This is a genomic window from Kribbella ginsengisoli, from assembly GCF_039537185.1.
Lineage (GTDB): Bacteria > Actinomycetota > Actinomycetes > Propionibacteriales > Kribbellaceae > Kribbella > Kribbella koreensis.
In genome coordinates this window covers 667,252-683,035 of record NZ_BAABAA010000007.1, presented here as the reverse complement: position 1 = coordinate 683,035, position 15,784 = coordinate 667,252, and the positions used below count along the sequence as shown (strand labels likewise).

The following is a 15,784-nucleotide window of genomic DNA, read 5'->3' as shown; positions in this document are numbered from 1 at the left end:
GTGCGTGTCTTCGACGTTAGCCGGTGCTTTCGGGATCGCCGCTCTGTTCGTGGCGGTGCTCGCCCTCGTGTTCGCCATTCAGGCGCTGAGGGCGCAGTCCGGCACGCCCAAGGCCGCGGCGAAACTGCCCGCCACCCCGCAACCGCAGCCCCAGACGGTGTCCCAGACCGAGCCCCAGCCGGCTCAGCCCGAGGCCAAGCCGGGCACGGTCAAGTCCGAGCTGCGCAGGCTGAGCAAGGAGCTGGAGGACGCCCGCAGCGAGCTCCGCGAGACGCTGCAGCACCTCGCGGTCGTCCGCTACGACGCGTACGGCGACATGGGCGGCCGCCTGTCCTGGTCGATGGCCCTGCTCGACGACAAGGGCGACGGCGTCGTCCTCACCTCGATCAACAGCCGCAACGACGCCCGCTCGTACGCCAAAGAGGTCAAGTCCTTCGAAAGCGACGCCAAACTCTCACCGGAGGAAGAGGAAGCCCTCGAAACCCTCCGCAAAGAAGCCGCCCAACCCCGCGACACCCCCGACCCCCACTGACCCCGCCACATCTGAGGGGTTAACCCCTCAGATGGTGGGTTGCCCAGCGAGAATCTGAGGGGGCAACCCACCATCTCAGGGGTTAACCCCTGAGATGTCGCGAGCGGGCGGGCGGCGAGCGGGGCGAGCGGGCGAGGCGAGCGGGCGGGCGAGGCGAGCGGGCGGGCGAGGCGAGCGGGCGGGCGAGGCGAGCGGGGTGGGCGAGTGGGGAGGGGTGGTTAGCGGCGTTTGGGGACTCGGACTACTAGGGAGCCGGGTTCGACCTCGGCGGTGAGGGTTCGGCCGGGGCCGATGCCGTCGCCGTCCAGTTGGCGCTGGACGTCGACCGCGGCGGTGATCTCCACCTTGCGGCCGGTGAAGCGCTCCAGGTACATCTCGGTGCGCTTGGTCCGCGTCATCACCCGCCAGAAGACCAGCGGCCACTGCGTCACCCGCCGCGGCGCGATCACCACCACGTCGATCAGCCCGTCGTCCGGCCGCGCGTCCGGCAGCAGCGGGATGTTCGCCTGCAGCATCCCCACGTTGCCGACCACGACCGTCCGCACCCGACGCTCCACCGGCTCCTCGTCGTCCAGCACGATCCGGACCTTCACCGACGGATGGTTGATGTTCTTCGCCGCCGAGACCAGGTACGCCGTCCAGCCGATCTGCGCCTTGAGGATCGGCGGCGCCCCCGTGATGATCGCCGCGTCCAGCCCGAGCCCCGCCATCACCGCGAAATGATCCGTGTCGAGCCCGTCCCCGGACACCTTCACCAGATCGATCCGCCGGTCCCGCCCGTCCAGGATCCGCTCCAGCGCGTCATCCAGATCCAGCGGGATATGGAGATTCCGGGCCAGCAGGTTCCCCGTGCCGGCCGGGATCACGCCCACCGGGATGCCGGTACCCGACAACGCCGCGCAAACGACCCGCACCGTACCGTCGCCGCCCGCGACCAGGATCAGATCCGACTCGTTCTCGATCGCCCGCTTCGCCATCGCGTTGCCCGGATCGTCCTCCCGCGTCTCCAGCCACAGCGGATCGTCGAACCCCCGGACCGCGAGCGCCCGGGTCACCTTGCGCCGGAACGCGACCCCGTCGCCCACCTTGATCGGGTTGACGATGACGGCGGCCCGCGGTGGTACCGACGTACCGTTCTCGTCCGACGGCAGCCGTCGCCGGCGTCGCCGCAGCCCCGGCCGCAGCCCGAACCCGATCGAGGTCGCCGTCAGGATCCCCAGCCCGAGCGCCCAGCCGCCGAGCACGTCGGAGACCCAGTGCAGGTTCAGCGCGACCCGGTCGACGGACGCGATCCAGACCACCGCGATCGTCGGCAGCGTCACCAGCAGCCGGAAGCGCCGTCGCCAACCACGGACCGACGGGAGCACGACTCCGAGTGCCCCGGCCATCACGAAGGCGGCGGTGGCGTGCCCGGAGACGTACGACCAGCCGCCGGACTCGACCAGCATCTGAGCCGGCCGCGGCCGCTCGAAGATGTGCTCGACGGCCTGGACCAGGCCCAGCTCGGCCCCTGCCGAGACAACCAGCCATACGGTCAGCAGCCGGGCGCGCCGGTGCCAGAGGTAGATGGCGACGACCAGGATCACCGCTCGCGAGGTCCACGGCAGGATCACCGCCCCGATCACCTGCCAGACGTCCACCGTGCTCGGGTGGGTGGCGCCGTACGTCGCGACGCGAGCGGCGACCGACTCGTCCCAGCGCCGCAACGGCGGCCAGTCGCCGAACACCAGAAGGGTCACCACGATGAACGGCAGCGCACCCAGGACAACCGTCAGCGCACGGCCAACATGAGTCGGTGGATGGTGGTTCATACCGGCTGATTTCCCCCTAGGTGACCTGCTGGTCTCAGCTCATCATCCCGAATACACTTCGCCGCCGCTGACACGCCCCGATACCCTGCACCTGTGATCGATGCCAAATTGCTCCGTGAGAACCCCGATGTCGTCCGCGCGTCCCTGACCAAGCGTGGCGAGAGTACCGACCTGGTCGACCAGGTCCTGGCGGCCGACGGTGATCGTCGATCGTCCATCGCGGCGTTCGAGTCGTTGCGCTCGGAGCAGAAGGGCCTCGGCAAGGAGGTCGCCCAGGCCAAGGGCGACGAGCGGACTGCCCTGCTCGAGCGCACCAAGGCGCTCGCCGCCGAGGTGAAGGCCAACGAGGCCGCCGCGACCGAGGCGGAGGCCCGCTTCAACGAGCTGGCCGGCAAGCTGCCCAACCTGGTCTCCGACGAGGCCCCGGTCGGCGGCGAGAAGGACTTCACCGTCGTCGAGGAGATCGGCAAGCCCCGCGACTTCGCGGCCGAGGGCTTCGAGCCCCGCGACCACCTCGAGCTGGGCGAGCTGCTCGGCGCGATCGACATGGAGCGCGGCGCGAAGGTGTCCGGCGCCCGGTTCTACTTCCTCAAGGGTGTCGGCGCCCTGCTCCAGCTCGGCATGCTCCAGCTCGCGATCGCCCAGGCGGTGGAGAACGGCTTCACCCCGATGATCACGCCGAGCCTGGTCAAGCCCGAGATCATGGGCGGCACCGGCTACCTGAACGCCCACGACGACGTCTACCGGCTGGAGGAGCCAGAGCTCTACCTGGTCGGTACGTCGGAAGTCCCGCTGGCCGGCTACCACATGGACGAGATCCTCGACGTCTCCGCCGGCCCGATCCGGTACGCGGGCTGGTCGTCCTGCTACCGCCGCGAGGCGGGCTCGTACGGGAAGGACACCCGCGGGATCATCCGTGTCCACCAGTTCGACAAGGTCGAGATGTTCTCCTACTGCACCCTGGAAGACGCTGCCGCCGAGCACCAGCGGCTGCTCGGCTGGGAGAAGGAGATGCTGGACAAGATGGAGCTGGCCTACCGGGTGATCGACACCGCGACGGGTGATCTGGGCGCCTCGGCGTACCGGAAGTTCGACTGCGAGGCCTGGGTGCCGACCCAGGGCGCGTACCGCGAGCTCACCTCCACCTCGAACTGCACCGACTTCCAGGCCCGCCGGCTGAACATCCGGCACCGCGACGCGGACGGCAGGCCGCGTCCGGTCGCGACCCTGAACGGCACGCTGGCCACCACCCGCTGGCTGGTCGCGATCCTCGAGACGCACCAGCAGGCGGACGGCTCGGTCCGGGTCCCGGCAGCGCTCCGCCCGTACGTCGGGGGCCGCGAGGTCCTCGAACCGGTGGGCAAATGACGGACGGCTGGCGACCGAAGGCCGTTGCCCTCGACATCGACGGCACCCTGATCGACCACGACGAGCGGCTCTCGCCCGCCGTGGTCGACGCGGTCCGCCGGGCCGCTGCCGAGGTGCCGATCATCCTGGCGACAGGCCGGTCCTGGCAGACCACCCAGCCAGTCGCCGAGCTGCTCGGCCTGCCTGCCGGGTTTGTTGTCTGTAGCAACGGTGCGCGCACTCTGCGACAGCCGTCCGGCGAGGTGGTGGACGAGCGGACCTTCGACCCGACCACAGTGATCGCCTCGGTCCGCAAGTACGCGCCGAACGCCCGGATGGCGGTCGAGGAGGAGGACACCGGCTATCGGGTGACCGCGCCGTTCCCGCCCGGCGACCTGGGCTCGGACGACGTGAGGATCAGGGTCGTCTCCGACGCCGAGCTGGCGCCGGGGCACGTGACCCGGTTGATCATCCGCGATCCGGACCAGTCCGAGGACGACTTCATCCAGCTGGCCGAACGCCTCGGCCTGCACGGGGTCAGCTACGCGGTCGGCTGGACCGCCTGGCTCGACATCGCGCCGGAGGGCGTCGACAAGAGCACCGGGCTGAAGGTCGCGCTGGCGCAGTACGGGCTGGAATCCGACGACCTGCTCGCGCTCGGCGACGGCCGCAACGATATCGAGATGCTCGTCTTCGCCGGGCTCGGGATTGCGATGGGTTCGGCGCCCGACGAAGTGAAAGCGAAAGCCGACGAAGTCACCAAGTCGGTCAGCGACGACGGTGTCGCCGCGGTGCTCAATCGATATTTCTGAGGCTCACGTGAGGAACTATTCGACGACAATGAAATAGCCGTCGGAGATAGTTTCACAGGGCAACCAAGCTGTACGACGCAAAGGCAGTGGCTCCTGCTGTAGCAGGGGCCACGGCCTTTTGAATGACTGATAGTCCGCTGGCGGGCCGAGTATCAGGTCAGGCGACGCGGGTGGTGCCGGGACGAGGTGACTGGCAGGGCCGGTCCACCACGGCGTCGAACGCGTCCAGGACGGCGCTCAGCTCCGGGCGGGCGCGCGGTGCCTTGGTCGCCGGGCTCTGTCCCCGGCGGGCCCTGCGCAGGTGGCGCTTGACGGTCGACAGCGAGCATCCCAGCCGCATGGCCAGGGATTCCAGGCTGTCGTTGGGGTACTGCGTACGCAGCCGCAGGACCTCTTCGTGGCTGACCGGCCGGCGCGTGCCCCGCGCTCCGGCGAGCTGGTCGAAATCGTCTGCCTGGACCTCGACGTCCAGCAGGTTTCGCATCGAGCGGCGCTGCGCAGCCGTGGTGCCCGCGACGAAGCCGCTGACATCGTGCTGGGCGACGGCACTGAACAGGCAGTCGGTGAACAACGGGCAGGACGCGCAGACGGCCTTGGCCTCACGGACCAGCTGGTCATAGCGTTCCCGTGTCCGCCGGGTCGCCGATGCGGGCGGCGGCTCTTCCATCAACCGGTGCTGGAAGATGTCCGTGCGTGCGGTGCAGCCGGTCATCGTCCCTTCCAGGATGGAAGATCTGTCGACAGCCGCACGAGAGCCGTTGCTCCCTTGCCCCGCTATCTTGGCGCTGTTGACGATCATCGTGGCTCCCCAAGTTCCAGGACTCGTGTGAACGAACGGTGAATGACGTTCGAACACCCGAGCCCACTAGCTGATGGACCGATCTGTTGCCGACCCACCCCTGTCGTCCCGGCGCGGGACGCACCGATCCATAACTGTTGACGCTGTGGACGCGGATTTGGTTGCACCCAATTCCACATCGATATGTCGACGGTCTTTACCAGGGTGGGGCTGCGCCGGACGGTGATCCGGAACAGGACTGGGACGCGGTTGAATCGCCCCCGGTTCCCCGTTCGCCACCGCATGAAATCACGCGGAAACCCTGCTGTGCATGGGAACTGGCTGCCTTTGCAGCTTCCTGCCGTAACGGTCTGATGACGTTGTTCAACGGTCAATCAGATTGCACGTTTAGCGCTGTCCAAACGGTTGCGCCGGGCCTGCTCGAAGAGGTATAGGCGACTCGGTCGCAGGAAGATACGGTGGTCCGGTGCCGATCCCCACAGCAGTCCGCCCGCCCCGTCTGGTCGCGACCGATCTTGACGGAACCTTAGTACACAGTGATCGTTCGATCTCTCCGCGCACCAAGGCGGCGGTGCTCGCGGTGCAGGAAGCCGGCGCCCAGTTCGTGATGGTGACCGCCCGGCCGCCACGCTGGCTGCACGACCTGGCCGACCTGGTCGGCGCGCACGGTGTCGCGATCGTTGCCAACGGCGCCATTCTCTACGACGTCGTTGGGCGTAAGGCGATCCGGACCGCGCTGATCGATCCGGCGGTCGCCCTGGAGGTCGCGCTGGCGATCCGGGCCGAGCTGCCCGACGTCGAGTTCGCGATCGAGCGGACCGACCGTTACGGACAGGAACCGCACTATCTCAATCGGTGGCCGAAACCCGAGGACACGTTGGTCGCGCAGCTCGACGAGCTGCTGTCCGAACCGGCCGCGAAGCTGCTGGTTCGCCATCCCAGCAGGCATTCCGACGACCTGCTGGCCGTCATCGGCCCGCTGGTCGGGACGCGGGTGACGGCCAGCCACAGCGGCGGCACCAGCCTGGTGGAGATCTCCGCGAGCGGGGTCTCGAAGGCGGCGATGCTGGCCGAATTCGCTGCTGAGCTGGGGATCACGGCCGATCAGTCGATCGCGTTCGGCGACTCGCTGAACGATCTGCCGATGCTCGCCTGGGCCGGGACGTCGTACGGGATGGCCAACGCGCACGCCGAGGTGCTGGCGATGGTCGACGTCGTCTGCCCCACAAACGACGAGGACGGTGTCGCCACCGTCCTCGAAGAACTCTTCAACCTCCAGTGAACTAGAGGTACATGCCTCCGCTGCCCGGGCCGTCCGTGGTGCCGGGCTGCGGCGGGCCGGGGAAGGGCGAACCCTCTTCGGGGGCAGGCATCCCCTGGCCGCCGGGGAGGGCGCGGCGCATCTGCTCCAGCTGCTGGCGGGCCGCCATCTGCTGGGCGAACAGCGCGGTCTGGATTCCGTGGAACAAACCCTCCAGCCATCCCACCAGCTGGGCCTGCGCGATCCGCAGCTCCGCCTCGGTGGGCGTGCTGTCCTCGGTGAAGTCGAGGCTCAGCCGCTCGAGCTCCTCGACCAGCTCCGGCGCGAGGCCGCTCTCGAGCTCCTTGATGGAGGCTTCGTGGATCGCCCGCAGCTGGTTGCGCGAGGCCTCGTCGAGTGGTGCCGCCTTCACCTCGTCGAGCAACTGCCGGATCATGTTCGCGACCCGCATCACCTTGGCCGGCTGCTCGACCAGCTCGGTCACCGAGCGCGGCTCGTTGTCCTGCTCGTCACTGCGGTCACGCGGCGGCCCTTCGACAGCCATGCCGTCCGGACCGACGATCAGGATCTTGCCGTCCTCGGTCTGGGCGCCGGTCATCTGTGCTTCCCGCTCGCCCTGGTTCTCGCCGCTGCTCTCGCTCATGAACCCATCCTAGGTCTGCTGGGTTCGGGCCTTCAGGAGGCCTTGGCGCGATGCCTGCGCACGGCGTCACGGTTCGCACACGCAGGGCTGCAATAGCGCTGCCGACCGCCGCGCGACAGGTCGGCGTACACGTTGTCGCAGCCGTCCGCGGCGCATCGGCCGAGCCTGGACATGCCGCGGCCGGCCAGGTGCAGCGCGGTACCGGTGCTGATCAGCGTCGCGACCAGCCGTCCGACCGGTACGCCGTCAGGCCGGTAATGCATGTGCCAACCGTCGCCGGCGTGATTGGTCAGCCGGGGATGCTCCGTGTACTTCGCCAGCATCGCGTTCATCAATCGCACCCGGCTGTCCTCGTCGGGTGCGTCGACGACCTCAAGCCACTCGTCCAGTGCGACCCGTACCGCGGCGAGGTCGGCGGACGTCACCCGTCTGGCCCGCACCAGCCGGCTCTCGACGCCACTCTCCTCGCAGCGTTCGGCCAGCTCGATGGCAGTGGACGCCGGGTTGGTCACCAGATTCACGGCCAGCAGGACCGCGTCGGCGCCGTAAGGGTTGAGATGCACAATGTCATTACAGCACGATGGACCCATGACCACCACAGCTGAAGTCCACCGGCACCGCTGGCACGTCGAGTCGTCGCATCCCGTCAGTGAGGGATTACTCAGCTACCAGCGCTGCGCGTGCGGCCAGTGGCGGGTGACGAGTACGCCGCTGCACCCGGTTGCCCATCCCGAGCTGGCCAGGATCGCCGAATAGGTGCTCAGGGCAACGAGGTGCGGCGGCGTACGTAGTACCGGCTAGTCGACCCGGCTGACCATCGGCAACCGGGACCTGGTCAGCAACCAGGCCAGCAACCCCGCGAACAACGGCACCACGATCACGATGCCCCCGATCTCCCGCCACGGAATCATGAAGTGCGGCGACCCGAAGGCCGCATGAGCCGTGTAGCCGTACAGAGCACCGACTCCCACGCCCAGCAGACATCCCAGCTCACCCAGCACCCAAGCCTGCGCGGCGGCCAGGTTGCGCCGACGCCGTGGCTGGGCGCCGATCGCGGCCAGTGTCGCGAGGTCTGCGCGCCCCTCCGCCGCAGACAGCGAGACCGAGATGGCCACCCCGAGCAATGTGACGATGGTCGCCGCGGCCATCAGCCCGAGGAACCACAGCCGCGCCGGGCTCTCATAGCCCTTCTCCACGTGCAGATAGTCGTCGTGCCCGAGCAGCTTCGCCACTGCGTTGAGCTCGTCGCCGGTCGGCTCGCGCTCGAGTTGGTAGACCGCCAGGTACGGATCGACGGTGCCGAGCTTCTTGGCGGCTTCCGTGCTGATCAGCGCCGAGGTGGACAGCTGACCCGCCGTCGGAGCGGAGGCAACCGCAGTCGCCGGCACAGTGATCGCCGACTTGCTCTCGGGGTCACCGTCCGAACTCACCGGGACCTTCCCGTCCTTGATCCCAGCCGGAGAGGGGAGCACGATCTTGCCGGTACGCAGGGCCTCGGCCGCTTGCGGGCCGTAGCCAGGGAATCGTGCGATGTACGCCGGGTCGACGGCCATCAAGGTGTAGCCGGACTGGGTCGCGGTCGGCGGCGTGACGACAGCGAGCGTGGGGGTGAAGGGACCGTTGCGCTTCGCCCCGGTCTGGACGATCTGGCCGATCTCGTAGGTCTTCTCGGTCGGCAGCGCGTCGGCCACTCGCTTCGCCGTCACCGGCGAGTAGGTGACCCCACCCGGCGAGAAGCGCAGGACGGCGTCACCGTGCAGGCTTTCCGGGACGTAGTCCTCGGCGTCGGCCGCGATCGAGTTGGAGATCGCGAACGCGATCGCTGCGGTCGCTCCGACCGACATCATGATGGCGGCCGCGGCCGGCCCGGTGCGATGTCTGTGCCGGGCCGCGTCGCGCAGCGCGAGCCGTCCGCTCAGCGGCAGGAATCGGGCGAACCCGGCCAGCTTGGCCACCAGGTTCGGCAACATCCAGACCAGACCGACGATCGTCGCGGTGATGCCCAGTAGTACCAGCGCGATCTGCTCGGTTGGAGTGACGGTCGCCCGGTAGTGCTCGCCTTGAGCGGCAACCTGCCGTTGGGCCTCCACCAGTGCCCTCGACATCCAGATGCTGCCGATGATCGTGCTGACCACACCGAAGATGACCAGTCCGATCGCCGGCCTACGCAGTCTGACCACTCCGCCGGCCGCGGCGAACCGCCCGCTGAGTGCAGCCAGCGGCGTCTGCCGACCTGCGCTGATCGCAGGCACGATCGCCGCGGCAAGACCGGCCAGCAATCCCAGGGCCGCGATCGGTACCAGGCTGAGCCACGGGATCTCGTTGCTGACGATCAGCGTCGACAGCATCTTCTCCCACAGAGGCCGGCCGGCAAGGGTTGCGAGGATCGCGAGCAGCAGTCCGCCGCCCGCGCCGATCGCCCCCATGAACAGGCCCTGCGCCAAGACGATCCGGCGGATGTCGCGTGGTGTCCCGCCGGCCGCCGTGACGAGTCCGAGGTCGCGGGTCTGCCGACGGGCGATGACGGCGAACGCGGTACCGGCGAGCAGCACGATCTCGAGGATGCCGAATCCGATCACCAGTGCCATCACCGCGACCGCCCCGGCGTCGGTCGAGCCGCCGTACGGATCCGGCGGTGGGTCGACGATGTTTGCCCTCGGCAACAAGGCCAGGCCGTTGCCGAGCAGCCGGTCGCTCAGCGCGTCCGCGTCGGTGCCGTCGGGGAGGTCGGCGAGGTAGACGATCGGGGAGTTCGGATCCAGGGTCGCGAGCGGGGTGTCCGGAGTACCGAAGATCGTGCGCAGGCTGGGATTGGTGAAGGTACGGGCCAGTCCGACGACCTGGTACTTCTGTCCGCTTGCCGCGGTCAGCGTGGCATCGGCCTTGAGCTTGTCGCCGTCCAGGAGCCCGAGGTACTCAGCCAGCGAGGGAGAGACCGCGACCTCTGTGGGCTTACCGGGCAGCTGCCCGCCGTCGAGCCGGAAGGTGCCGGCGGTCAGCTTGCTCCGGCCGTCGCCTGTGACGAGCCCGACCGAGGTGTCAGCCCCTGGCCCACGCACGTCGACCGTCCCGACCTCAGTCAATGCGCGGGCCGTCGTACTCCCCGCCGGCAGGAATGGCAGCGGATCGACCTTGCTGGTGTCGCGTGGCTGCTGATCGGTGCCCTCCAGCATCCCGGGGTCGCCTGTCATCAGGCTTGGCCGGGCCGGCCACGGATTCAGCTTCGCGTACGTCGAGACGGTGAGCTGGGCGTCCGCCGAGCCGATCGTGGTCCGGGCGAGCGTCTCGCCGGTCGGTGTCTGCGCCTTGTCCATCAACCCGATCCACGACGCGGCGAACACCGGTACGCCGATGAGCGCGGCGACAAGCAGAGTCCTCCCGATGGAACGCCGCGCGGTCCGCCGGGCGATCCGGAGCGGGGGTCCCCAGCCGGCCATCAGTGCGTTTCCAGCAGCACGTCGACCTCGGGGAGCGGACCCGCCTGGCCTACCAGGACACCATCACGCAGGTAGACGACGCGATCGGCCCAGGCGGCGTGCCGGGCGTCATGGGTGACGAGGACGCCGGCGATGCCGTGTTGGTCGCAACGGTCGCGGAGGAGCTGGAGGACGGCCTCGCCGGTCTCGGAGTCGAGGGCACCGGTGGGCTCGTCGGCGAGCAGGATGCGACGTTCGCCGACGATGGCGCGGGCGATCGCGACGCGTTGGCGCTGGCCACCGGACATCTCGTCGGGAAACCGGTCGGCCAGCTCCGCGATGCCCACCTCCGCCAGCGCGGCTTCGGCGTACTTGCGGGCGGTACGGGCGCGGGTGCCGTCCAGCTCGAGCGGCAGCATCACGTTCTCGGCGGCGGTCAGGGCCGGGATCAGGTTGAAGTCCTGGAAGACGTACCCGATCCGGCGGCGGCGCAAAGCCGCGACCGCCTTGGTGCTCAGGGTGGCCAGGTCGTTGCCGTCGACGAGGATCTCGCCGCTGGTCGGCCGGTCGAGTCCGCCGGCGCAGGTCAGCAGCGTCGACTTGCCCGAGCCGGACGGGCCCATCACGGCCACGAGCTCACCGGATGCCACCGCCAGGTCGACGCCGCGCAGCGCGTGCACGGCCTGCTCGCCGGTTCCGTGCACCCGGGAGAGATTGCGAATGTCGAGGATCGTGCTCATGAGTGGGCCCCCGCCTCTTGGTCTTCCTCGGAATGAATCACCGGCGTGCTGGTCCTTCGATGGCGCGACAGCATCGCCTCGCAGTGGTCCAGCCAGCGGATCTCGGCCTCGGCGCCGAAGATCATCGACTCCAGCACCAGCAGCCAGGAGATCTCGCCGTCGCGGCTGCCGCGCTTGAGCCGGGTCAGCTCCTGCATCGACTGCATGGTCGCCGCGCGCTGCCGCTGCAGCACCGCGGTCACGTCGATCCCCGGTACGGCGAGCGCCAGCGCGAGCTTGATCGCCAACTCGTCCCGCGGCCGCGACTCCCGGGTCACCGGCGTCTCGAACCACTTCGCCAGCTCGTCCCGGCCGGCCTCGGTGATCTCGTACAGCGACCGGCCGTCGGCGTCCTTGCCGGTCTGGCCGGCCTGCACCAGGCCGTCGCGTTCGAGCCGGGTCAGGGTCGTGTAGACCTGCCCGATGTTCAGCGGCCAGGTCGAGTTGGTGGCCGCCTCGAACTCGCCGCGCAGTTGGTAGCCGTACTTCGGTTCCGTCCGGAGCAGCGCCAGCAAACCGTGCTTGATCGACATAGATACTGAGTATGCATACTCAGTATTCTCCGGTCAACAAGGCCTGCCCGGCCACTAACCTTCAGCGGTACCCGACCTCCACCGGTGAGGAGCTTCATGCAGCCCGCAGCATTCGGCGCGACGGTGGTCACCGCGCGCCCGGCCGAGGTCGCCGCGTTCTACGAGCGGCACTTCGACCTGAAGATCGCCCTCGACATCGGCTGGTTCATCACCTTGCGGCGCGGTGACGCCGACTGGGAGCTGGCCATCACCGCACGCGGCCACGAGTCGGTCCCGGCCGCCGTCTCCGCGCTCACCGAGAGCAGCAACGTCTTCGGTTTCATCGTCGACGACGCCGATCGGCTGGCGGCATCCCTGGTCGAGGCCGGCGTGACGCTGGAGACCGAGGTGGTCACCGAGGTCTGGGGCCAGCGGCACTTCTTCGTTCGCGACCCCGAGGGCACCTGGATCGACGTCATCCAGCTGGTCGCCCCGGACCCGGAGTGGCTGGCCGCGAACTTCCCCGCGGCCGAGTAGTTCTCAGATCGTCAGCAGGATCTTGCCGATGTGGTTGGACTGCTCGAGCGCTTCGTGCGCTTGAGCGACGGCCTCCAGGGGATAGGTGCGCTGGATCACCGGGCGAACCTTCTTGGCAGCGACGAGTGGCCAGACGTGCCCGACCACCTCGGCGAGGATCTGCCCCTTCTCGGCCACCGAGCGGACCCGCAGGCCAGTACCGGTGATGGATCCGCGCCTCGACATCAGCCGCCCGAGGTCCAGCTCGGCCTTGGTCCCGCCCTGCATCCCGATGACGACCAGCCGGCCGTCGTACGCGAGGGTCTTCACGTTGTCCTGCAGGTACTTCGCGCCCATGATGTCGAGGATCACGTCGGCGCCCTGTTTGCCAGTGGCCTCGTTGACCACCGACGCCCACTCGGCTTCCTTGTAGTTGATCGCGACCTCCGCGCCGAGCCGGTGGCAGAAGTCCATCTTGTCCTTACTGCCGACCGTGCAGAGCACCCGCGCACCGTGAGCCACCCCGAGCTGGATCGCCATCGTGCCGATCCCCGACGAGCCGCCGTGCACGAGCAGGGTCTCGCCCTCCTTGAGGTGGGCGGTCATGAACACGTTCGACCAGACCGTCGCGACCACCTCGGGCAGCGCGGCCGCGCTCACCAGATCGACGCCCTCAGGTACCGGCATCACCTGGGGAGCCGGTACGACGACCTTCTCGGCATACCCGCCACCGGCGAGCAGCGCGCAGCACTCGTCACCGACCGACCAGCCCTCGACCTCGGCGCCGACCGCGGCGATCGTGCCCGACACCTCGAGCCCGATCGTGCCGGGTGCGCCCGGAGGCGGCGGGTAATGCCCCTGCCGCTGGAGCAGGTCCGCCCGGTTCACCCCGGCGGCGACCACGTTGATGACGACCTCGTCGACGGCAGGGGTCGGATCCTCGATCTCACCGATCGTCAGGACCTCGACGCCACCGGCACCCTCACAAACGACAGCTCGCATGCCTGCCACCGTACTGCGTCCGGTCTCGGCTAGCTCACGATCTTCGCCATGTCACCGGCGATGCTCTCGAGTGGATCGACGGTGCCTATCGACTTGAACCAGTCCCAGAGTTCCAGTGAATGGTAGAGGCGGTAGAGCGTCGTGCGGGGTCGCCAGTCGGTGGGGAGTGCGCCGTAGCCCTCGACGAGGCCGGCGAGCTTGTCCGCGTTGCCCCAGATCGAGTAGCACTCGGTCTTGGCGAGATCCATCAACGGGTCGGCGGCGATCGCGTTCTCGACGTCGATGAACCCCTGCACCTGCCAGGTCACCGGGTCGACGAGCACGTTGCCCTCGTGGAAGTCGTTGTGGCAGAGGACCGGCTGCGTGGCGTTGCCGAGGAGTTCCGCGTGCTGCTCGACGTACTGTCCGATGCTTTCGCTCAGCCGTGGATCGCCGTCGAGCTGGTCGAACTCGTTGAGCTTCTTGGTGAACTGGCGGCGCATGTAGGCGTCGTTGGTGGGGAGCGGTTCGAGCACCTCGTCGGTGAGATAGCCGTACGCCGGTTGCGGGATACGGTGGATTCGCTGGAGCAACTCGCCGAGCTGGACGTAGACGCTCTTCCAGTCCGGCGGCTCCGCCTCCGACAACGGCACGCCGTCGAGTTTCGTCAGCACGGTGAAGGCCGGGTCGCCGGGCTCGGCGTGCAGAACTCTTGGCACGGAGTCGCCGAGGTGCTCCTGCAGCAGCCCATAGACATGGACTTCCTTGGCCTGTTTCCAGGCCCACTCCGGTTCGTAGATCTTCACGATCACCGGTTCGGCCGCGTTCCGGCGTACCTCGAACACCTTGCTCAGCCGGCCACCGGACCGCTCGACCACCTCTTCGATCGAACTCCCCGGACAGGCCTTGTCAACCATCGCGGCGATATCCATTGCCGCCAAGGTAGGGCGCTCGCTCCTGGGTGTCGAAGCAATTAGTCGTCGAGGTCGGCCCAGGAGTCGACGTCGTCGCCGGCCCTGGTGGGCTTCGACCAGGCGAGGTCCAGGCCGAGGAAGAGCCGCCTGACCGACTTGTTCTGCGGATCGCCGATCCGCTTCAACGCCTCGACCAGCGCCGTACGCCGGTACGCCGCCGCCAGCCACTGCTCCCGACCGTCCGTGTCGAGCAACCCGAACCCGTCACGCTCCCCGACCCCGTCGACCAACCTGGTGACTTCGTCAGCCGTGATCCACGGCAGATCGCAAGACACCAACACAACGACGGGTGCTCGTCCGATGGTGAGCCCGGCCGCGATCCCCGCCACCGGCCCACCACCCGGCGGATCCTCCCTGGCCCACTCCACCGCCCGGCAAACCCCACGCTCCGGTCCCACCACAACCGTCGACACCGCGGCCTTCGTTGCCGTCAGCACCCGATCGATCAACGACACCCCGTCCAGCACCAGGAGCGCCTTGTCCACCCCGCCAAATCGAGTAGACCCACCCCCGGCCAGCACCACCACATCGAACTCCACCCCATCAGTCTGCCCGACCCCTCCGCTTTCCTTCCTTCCCTTGGTCCTTGCCTGGCACCATGGGGAGGTGAAGATCGCCGTGGTGCAGACCGCCAGTTCGCACGACAAGGCCGCCAACCGTGAGCTGGTGACTCGGCTCGTCGCCGACGCGGCGGCCGGCCGGCCGGATCTCGTCGTGCTGCCCGAGGCGATGATGGCGGACTTCGCGACCGAGGGCGGTTCGGTCGGCGATCTGGCCGAGGCGCTCGACGGCGAGTTCGTCGGGACGCTGCGCAAGGCCGCGGCCGAGCACGGCGTCGCGATCGTCGCGGGCATGTTCGAGCGCAGCTGCGACGAGGCCCGGCCGTACAACACGCTGCTCGCGGTCGGCGCGGACGGTGATCTACTCGGCGCTTACCGCAAGATCCACCTGTACGACGCGTTCGGCTACCGCGAGTCGGACCAGCTGACGCCGGGCGACGTCGCGCCGGTCGTCGTCCAGGTCGCCGGGCAGAAGCTCGGACTGATGACTTGCTACGACCTGCGGTTCCCCGAGTTGTCGCGAGCGCTGGTCGATGCAGGGGCGGAGGTGTTCGTAGTACCGGCGGCTTGGGTGCGCGGCCCGCTCAAGGAGCATCACTGGACCACGCTGCTGACGGCTCGCGCGATCGAGAACACCTGTTATGTCGCCGCCGCCGCGCAGAACGGGAAGAAGTACTGCGGTCTGAGCCAGATCATCGACCCGCAGGGCATCGCCGTCGCCGCCGTCGGCGAGGCGGACGGGATCGCCTCCGCCGAGATCTCCGCGGATCGGCTCACCGAGACCCGGCGGCGCAATCCATCACTGCAGAACCGACGCTTCACGGTGTCTTCTCGCTAGGTT

General features: G+C 68.6%; 17 protein-coding genes. 7 read left to right on the top strand and 10 right to left on the bottom strand.

The features are described 5' to 3' along the window. Positions 1-4 precede the first annotated feature (4 nt). On the top strand, positions 5-532 hold the full coding sequence (locus tag ABD768_RS26735; protein ID WP_343966841.1) for a DUF4446 family protein: 528 nt from the start codon (positions 5-7) through the stop codon (positions 530-532). Positions 533-750: 218 nt separating this feature from the next. Here the strand turns inward: ABD768_RS26735 and ABD768_RS26730 are convergent, their stop codons facing one another. Then, positions 751-2,343, bottom strand: coding sequence for a bifunctional phosphatase PAP2/diacylglycerol kinase family protein (locus ABD768_RS26730; protein WP_343966843.1), 1,593 nt, complete (start codon positions 2,341-2,343; stop codon positions 751-753). 93 nt (positions 2,344-2,436) lie between these two features. Between ABD768_RS26730 and serS the strand changes: the two genes are divergently transcribed. Then, complete coding sequence (serS, locus tag ABD768_RS26725) at positions 2,437-3,711, top strand: serine--tRNA ligase (RefSeq protein WP_343966846.1); 1,275 nt, start codon at positions 2,437-2,439, stop codon at positions 3,709-3,711. After that, entirely contained in the window at positions 3,708-4,502 is a 795-nt protein-coding gene (locus ABD768_RS26720) for an HAD family hydrolase (RefSeq protein WP_343966848.1), read from the top strand. Before serS ends, ABD768_RS26720 begins: the two co-directional genes overlap by 4 nt. A gap of 157 nt (positions 4,503-4,659) precedes the next feature. On the opposite strand, the gene ABD768_RS26715 is transcribed toward ABD768_RS26720, so the two are convergent. Beyond that, a complete protein-coding gene (locus ABD768_RS26715; RefSeq protein WP_343966850.1) occupies positions 4,660-5,301 on the bottom strand; it encodes a WhiB family transcriptional regulator in 642 nt (213 codons plus the stop codon). A 466-nt stretch (positions 5,302-5,767) separates the two neighbouring features. Here ABD768_RS26715 and ABD768_RS26710 point away from each other — a divergent pair, with 466 nt between their 5' ends. Next, complete coding sequence (locus ABD768_RS26710; RefSeq protein ID WP_343966852.1) at positions 5,768-6,583, top strand: HAD family hydrolase; 816 nt, start codon at positions 5,768-5,770, stop codon at positions 6,581-6,583. A 1-nt stretch (position 6,584) separates the two neighbouring features. Here the strand turns inward: ABD768_RS26710 and ABD768_RS26705 are convergent, their stop codons facing one another. Continuing rightward, positions 6,585-7,205: a bacterial proteasome activator family protein gene (locus ABD768_RS26705; protein WP_344845090.1), complete on the bottom strand. Its 621-nt coding sequence runs from the start codon at positions 7,203-7,205 to the stop codon at positions 6,585-6,587. A gap of 32 nt (positions 7,206-7,237) precedes the next feature. Next, positions 7,238-7,768, bottom strand: a complete 531-nt coding sequence (locus tag ABD768_RS26700) for a CGNR zinc finger domain-containing protein (protein WP_343966859.1) — start codon at positions 7,766-7,768, stop codon at positions 7,238-7,240. Between the two features lie 25 nt (positions 7,769-7,793). On the opposite strand from ABD768_RS26700, the gene ABD768_RS26695 reads away from it, so the two are divergent. Next, positions 7,794-7,961, top strand: a complete 168-nt coding sequence (locus ABD768_RS26695; RefSeq protein ID WP_344845087.1) for a hypothetical protein — start codon at positions 7,794-7,796, stop codon at positions 7,959-7,961. A gap of 41 nt (positions 7,962-8,002) precedes the next feature. Here the strand turns inward: ABD768_RS26695 and ABD768_RS26690 are convergent, their stop codons facing one another. The 3 genes from ABD768_RS26690 to ABD768_RS26680 are packed head-to-tail and all read right to left on the bottom strand — an operon-like array spanning position 8,003 to position 11,933. Beyond that, positions 8,003-10,642 carry an FtsX-like permease family protein gene (locus ABD768_RS26690; protein WP_344845084.1) on the bottom strand — a complete coding sequence of 880 codons (2,640 nt, stop codon included), beginning with the start codon at positions 10,640-10,642 and terminating at the stop codon, positions 8,003-8,005. Next, on the bottom strand, positions 10,642-11,361 hold the full coding sequence (locus tag ABD768_RS26685; RefSeq protein ID WP_344845082.1) for an ABC transporter ATP-binding protein: 720 nt from the start codon (positions 11,359-11,361) through the stop codon (positions 10,642-10,644). Before ABD768_RS26685 ends, ABD768_RS26690 begins: the two co-directional genes overlap by 1 nt. After that, positions 11,358-11,933, bottom strand: coding sequence for a PadR family transcriptional regulator (locus ABD768_RS26680; protein ID WP_343966867.1), 576 nt, complete (start codon positions 11,931-11,933; stop codon positions 11,358-11,360). The genes ABD768_RS26685 and ABD768_RS26680 overlap by 4 nt, the downstream gene beginning before the upstream one ends. A 96-nt stretch (positions 11,934-12,029) precedes the next feature. On the opposite strand from ABD768_RS26680, the gene ABD768_RS26675 reads away from it, so the two are divergent. Then, positions 12,030-12,449, top strand: coding sequence for a VOC family protein (locus ABD768_RS26675; RefSeq protein WP_344845079.1), 420 nt, complete (start codon positions 12,030-12,032; stop codon positions 12,447-12,449). Between the two features lie 3 nt (positions 12,450-12,452). Here the strand turns inward: ABD768_RS26675 and ABD768_RS26670 are convergent, their stop codons facing one another. From ABD768_RS26670 to mobA, 3 genes are read right to left on the bottom strand one after another with little or no spacing between them, the layout of a single operon-like run. Beyond that, the gene (locus ABD768_RS26670) at positions 12,453-13,430 is read right to left on the bottom strand and encodes an NAD(P)H-quinone oxidoreductase (RefSeq protein WP_344845077.1); all 978 of its coding nucleotides are present in this window, start codon (positions 13,428-13,430) and stop codon (positions 12,453-12,455) included. A gap of 29 nt (positions 13,431-13,459) precedes the next feature. Then, the gene (locus tag ABD768_RS26665) at positions 13,460-14,341 is read right to left on the bottom strand and encodes a phosphotransferase family protein (protein WP_344845074.1); all 882 of its coding nucleotides are present in this window, start codon (positions 14,339-14,341) and stop codon (positions 13,460-13,462) included. A 41-nt stretch (positions 14,342-14,382) separates the two neighbouring features. Next, positions 14,383-14,922 (bottom strand): molybdenum cofactor guanylyltransferase, encoded by a 540-nt coding sequence (mobA, locus tag ABD768_RS26660; protein ID WP_344845071.1) that lies wholly within the window; start codon positions 14,920-14,922, stop codon positions 14,383-14,385. Between the two features lie 67 nt (positions 14,923-14,989). Here mobA and ABD768_RS26655 point away from each other — a divergent pair, with 67 nt between their 5' ends. Beyond that, on the top strand, positions 14,990-15,781 hold the full coding sequence (locus ABD768_RS26655) for a carbon-nitrogen hydrolase family protein (protein WP_344845068.1): 792 nt from the start codon (positions 14,990-14,992) through the stop codon (positions 15,779-15,781). The last annotated feature ends 3 nt before the right edge of the window (positions 15,782-15,784 follow it).